The sequence below is a fragment of the Natrinema sp. H-ect4 genome (assembly GCF_041894845.1).
Classification (GTDB): Archaea; Halobacteriota; Halobacteria; order Halobacteriales; family Natrialbaceae; genus Natrinema.
In genome coordinates, this window is record NZ_JBHDYC010000041.1 from 1 (window position 1) to 4,102 (window position 4,102).

Here is a 4,102-nt window from a genome sequence, read left to right on the forward strand (position 1 = left end):
GAATCAACGGACTGCCGTCTTAGGGAGGGACGGGACTTTATCGGTCCATATGATCGTATCAAGTACGTCCACAAGATCAGCGATTCGCTGGTCAAACACGTTTAATGGATGCACATCAAGAAACGTTGCTTGTTCTCGCTGTACGGTTTCGCCTTGAGAATCGATTTGGAAGTGGCACTCACCAAGATCCATGTGCGTTTCATCTTGATGCCACCCAATCATGAGATCTCGGTTGGACTCGACCCACTGAACCGAGTAGAAATCGTACGCGTGGCTCTGCGGAAAGTCAAACGAAATGTGGAGTTCCGCTTCATCAATCGGGTATGGCATATCAAGGAATTTCGACGGGATAACTGTGGACCGGACGCCGACTTTGTTCCCCGCTGACGTGTGATACCAGACTTGCTCGATCGGGGAATCCTCTGCAGGTACCTGTGTCTGCAACCGGTTGTGGAGCCGAGAAAGGAGTGTCCGTTTATCGAGATTCGACCGATTTGCGAGAAAAATCATCGTGAGGCCTACTGGGAGAGCGGAATCAAAGAGTTAGACGAATCGGTCTGTCCCGGGTAGAGTTCTCGGGCGTCATCATAGAGTTCTAGTGCGTGCTTGAGCAGACGCTTATTGTCCTCGTAGCGCTCCCACTGTCGGAGTACACGGTTGCGCTCTCGGATGGTCTCACTGTCCAGGTCATCATCAGTGAGCGTCGATTCTAACTCATCTCGCGATTCGATGTCGAATTTCGTCTTCCACTCATCAATTTCAGCTTGAATAGATGCGATTTCTGTCCGAAGGTCCTCTCGGGTGTAGTTGTTGATCAGATCGGTCACCTCATTGAAGTATCGGAGCTGGTAGTTTGGCGCATACTTCGGATTCCCACCATCACCTTCGATAGCCTGTACTTGCCTGAATTCGACGAGCATCTCTAACTCATCTTTCGCGGTCTGCCACGAGGACACCTGTGCTTCTTTGCGTACCCACTCGACGGAGCGAGGCTCGGTGAGCGTTGTAGCGATTTCTCTGACACGCTCTCGAGCAGAGAGGTCATTGGTCCACGATCCGAGGCCACGATCAGTCATATACACCAGTACGCGGCTTGCTCTATTATTTCTTTGGATGGATCACAGATATACGAGATAGATGGTGAACTACCCCACCCTACTCTCTCACGGATGACGCCGTTCGCCCCCGAGGAAGGGGTTGTTATTTCCACAACGCGCTTTGCAGACATCGAAGGGCGCTCGTTGCTGAACACGAGGAAGGCGTCGCGGCCGACGATGACGTGGCGAGGTTCCGTGAACAGCTTGTCCATTGACATCCTCCCGCGCCTGAACAGTAGTTGCTGAAGTAACCAGGTGACGATTATCATTGCGGTCGTTGTCTCGATATGGTCGAGACAACCGAGGCAACGCAAGTAACTCGCGCAGCTTCATCACTGCTGTTTCCGGAACTTGACTTCGGGATCGCTGCGAACGGCACCTATCCGAGCGAGGACTTCCAACAAGTCCTCGCTCAGATCGCATTCGACAATGAGTTCGCCAATACTGATGCGAAAGCCTATCAGCTCGCCCGTAGCGACGATATTGCCATTGACGCAACCGCTCGAAATCCGCTCGCACGAGAACTCCTCTATCATTTGCGTGGACTCGACGCGGACGCGGCCGACGATCAGTTCGACCGCGTCCGCGAGGCGATCCTTGAGGAAGCAGCTCGCAACCGAGTGTTTACCAGGCCAGTAGATGTCGCAATTGACGTTCACGACTGGCTCTATTACGGGGGCGAAGAGACCCCTCACGTCTGTACAACGAATCCTGCGCAAGGTACCGATCGTGCGTACAAGTTTGCTACCGTCTGTATCGTCGATCCGAGTGTCCAATTCACGCTCGGATCGGTTGTCTTGGAAGGCAGCGATACCGACGAGTTGGCGGATACACTCCGCCAACTCGTCTCAGAAGTCCGCGAGTACGTCGATATCAATCGGCTCTACCTCGATCGTGGCTTCTATCGTGTTCACCTCGCTCTAGCGCTTGAAGACCTCGACGTTGAGTTCCTGATGCGTGCGCCGCAAACACGGAAGGTACAGCAATTCATTGACGACCACGACAGCGATACGTTCATCGCAGAGTACGAGATGGCTCGATCGAATCCGCCGACGGGCCGGACGACAGTCCGGCTCGTCGTCGTTCCGCACCGAACACGAGATGACGACCACTTCTGTCTGGTTACCAACCGCGATCTCGACGTCGGCACTGACGTCGAGATTGCTCGACCACTGGCCGAAGTATATCGCCGTCGGTGGGGGATCGAAACGTCCTATCGCAAGATTACGGAGTTTCTCCCGAGAACGTCGTCACCAACGTTCTCAGTACGACTATTTTACTTTCTGTTTGCTGTCGCGTTGTACAATCTGTGGGTATTGACGAATCTGCTCGTGACTCCACGTCGGGCGGTCGGGACGGATCCATTCGTCCCGACCGCCCTGTTTCGCGCGTTTCTCGGGCAAATACCGTACGGATAGCGGTTGTCTCGACGACTGACTCGGGCTGAGCAGCCCGAGTCAGTACGCCGTTCAGTACTGGCAAGACTGGAAAAACAACGGCTGACGAAAAGCTTCGGCAGCTGTTCCACTCTCTGGACAGCACTGAGCACGGTTTCACGAAGTCGGAGTTGAGACTGAGACTTCAATCCTTGCGGCTTTCCTGATCGAATCAGCAACTACTGTAAAGGCGCGGGTATTCTCCTCGATGTCGTATAACAGTCACCCAACAAAGTCGCAATATGACTGGTAAAGTTCCAATCGCGGATGGACAGCTACTCGAAAAGAGTCGTAGACGTGTCAAATCCGATCGGTCGTTGCTTCTCCCACTCGACGGCGAGGATCGCGTCTTGAAGCGATTTGAGCCTCTGCTCGATGACGTCAAGCGGATGCGTGTCGATGAATTGTGCTTGCTCGTGAGCGACGACGGTTGAGCCGTCGTTTATTTGTAGATGTACCGGACCGAGGTCGTCGTGGGTATCGTCTTGGTGCCAGCAGACGAGAAGGCTTCGGTCCGGCTCAATCCAGTTGATCCAGTAGTGCTCGTATTGGTCACTTGTTCGTAGCTGGAACCCGATCTCGACCCGAGCAACTGTCACTGGATATTCGTCATCGCCGAGGAACTGTCGTGGATTCACGTCGCCAACGACACGGTACAGGCCAGTTTCGTGCGGCTCAGTACGCCGTCGTCGAACGTTGTTGAATTCGGCACTAAGCCGTTGCTGAATACGATCGTGGAGCCGTTTACTCTGTAAATTCGCCCGATTAGCGAGAAATACGGGCATTAGGCGAACGTCGAACGTGAGTCAGTCTGGAGTGAGGAGAGTTCAACGACGTCTCCATACAGCTGGAGCGCGTGTTTTACGAGCCCGATTTCCGTGTTGATCGCCTCCCACGTAGTGATCACATTGCGACGCTCCCGAAGCTCGTCAGCCGACAACTCGTCCACAGCGAGTTGCTCTCGGAACTCCGTGAACGAATCGACGTTGTACTCCGCGGCGAGTTCCTCCTGCTCAGCTTTCAACTCCGTGAGCTGGCTCTCTAACTCGTCGCGTGAGTGCTCTTCAATCAAGTCCGTCACTTCGTCGAAAAGCATCCGAACAGGATTTAGATCGTACGCCTTCGTCCCGTCAATGGTCGTTTCAGTGACCCAGTCGTCGCTCTCCAAGCGCTGGAGTTCGTCGTCTGCCGTTGTGCGCGAGACCTCTGCACGGTCCGCGATTTCCTGTACCAGCGTTGGCTCGTTCAGCAGTTCTACGACGTGTCGGACGCGCTTACGTCCGCTCATACTCTCCGTCCACGAGCCCTGGGCCGAGTCGATCATCGTACTGGCTCTTCCATTGCCCTCCTCAAATAATTTGGCTTTGTTCAAATATTCAAAACAGCAATAGTGAACACGAATCCACCGTCTTACCTGACCGCAGGCGCTAAGGCCCCTTCCTCAACGAGCGACCGGAGGGAGCGAGTAGGGAGGGATACAGCGCCGTCATCATCTTTCATCAATACGATACTGCCGTCCCGCAGGCCCACGCTATCGGTATCTTTATGCGTATCTACCTCGTATATACG

The 4,102-nt window shown here is 54.1% G+C and carries 5 protein-coding genes; 1 reads left to right on the forward strand and 4 read right to left on the reverse strand.

Going from position 1 to position 4,102, the window contains the following annotated elements:
• Positions 1-518: 518 nt before the first annotated feature.
• Positions 519-1,076: a hypothetical protein gene (locus ACEWFR_RS23635; protein ID WP_098726272.1), complete on the reverse strand. Its 558-nt coding sequence runs from the start codon at positions 1,074-1,076 to the stop codon at positions 519-521.
• Positions 1,073-1,309 carry a hypothetical protein gene (locus tag ACEWFR_RS23640; RefSeq protein ID WP_374063329.1) on the reverse strand — a complete coding sequence of 79 codons (237 nt, stop codon included), beginning with the start codon at positions 1,307-1,309 and terminating at the stop codon, positions 1,073-1,075. Before ACEWFR_RS23640 ends, ACEWFR_RS23635 begins: the two co-directional genes overlap by 4 nt.
• A gap of 75 nt (positions 1,310-1,384) precedes the next feature.
• Here ACEWFR_RS23640 and ACEWFR_RS23645 point away from each other — a divergent pair, with 75 nt between their 5' ends.
• Positions 1,385-2,515 carry a transposase gene (locus ACEWFR_RS23645; protein ID WP_374063330.1) on the forward strand — a complete coding sequence of 377 codons (1,131 nt, stop codon included), beginning with the start codon at positions 1,385-1,387 and terminating at the stop codon, positions 2,513-2,515.
• Positions 2,516-2,808: 293 nt separating this feature from the next.
• Here ACEWFR_RS23645 and ACEWFR_RS23650 read toward each other — a convergent pair whose 3' ends face one another.
• Entirely contained in the window at positions 2,809-3,171 is a 363-nt protein-coding gene (locus ACEWFR_RS23650) for a hypothetical protein (RefSeq protein WP_374063331.1), read from the reverse strand.
• Positions 3,172-3,317: 146 nt separating this feature from the next.
• Complete coding sequence (locus ACEWFR_RS23655; protein WP_374063332.1) at positions 3,318-3,821, reverse strand: ArsR family transcriptional regulator; 504 nt, start codon at positions 3,819-3,821, stop codon at positions 3,318-3,320.
• Positions 3,822-4,102: the final 281 nt, after the last annotated feature.